The organism is Pseudomonas sp. 50_B, from assembly GCF_017491625.1.
GTDB lineage: Bacteria > Pseudomonadota > Gammaproteobacteria > Pseudomonadales > Pseudomonadaceae > Aquipseudomonas > Aquipseudomonas danubii.
The window spans coordinates 1-501 of sequence record NZ_JAFGYX010000106.1 but is presented as its reverse complement, the minus strand read 5'-3'; the positions used below and the strand labels follow the sequence as shown (position 1 = coordinate 501).

The 501-nt window shown below is 65.7% G+C and carries 2 protein-coding genes; both read right to left on the bottom strand.

All coding sequences use genetic code 11. The features are described from left to right. A partial coding sequence (locus J5M73_RS31135) for a hypothetical protein (protein WP_207816898.1) occupies positions 1-214 on the bottom strand: 214 nt, incomplete at its 3' end. Next, a partial coding sequence (locus tag J5M73_RS31130) for a hypothetical protein (protein WP_207816897.1) occupies positions 187-501 on the bottom strand: 315 nt, incomplete at its 5' end. The genes J5M73_RS31130 and J5M73_RS31135, both read right to left, overlap by 28 nt.

The window sequence follows — 501 nt, the reverse complement described above, 5'->3', positions numbered from 1 at the left end:
CATAATGCCATAGGCGTTTGCGGCCCTTCGCCGCCAGCACCAGCCCGCCGATGCCGTACATGAGGGCAAACGCCGCCAGCGGCACGACGATCCACGGATCGAACGTCCAGCTCGGTGCCGCAGCCTCGGGCGCTACCCCATGCGCATGGATCGCAGGCGGCACCGACCAGGCAATGATGGCGAGGGCTATTTTTCGCATCCGGTCAACACCCATGCCGCGACGCCCTGCATCAGCATGGCGAAGGTGAAGATGCCGGCGGAGAGCGCACTGACAATCCCGCCGAAATGGGCATTGCTCTGCTCGGCGGCTCCGCCACCGACGCGGCGTGGAGACCACCAGGAATTGAGGCCCGACGCCGACGTGAACACCGCACCGACGAACGAGATGATGGCGGAGGAGTGCAGCTGCGAGCGGCAGTCAGCATAGGGCAGGATCTGCCCGAGCTGCATGTTCACGGCCCAGATCAACGGGGCGAACCACAGACCCGCCCAGACCGAGAG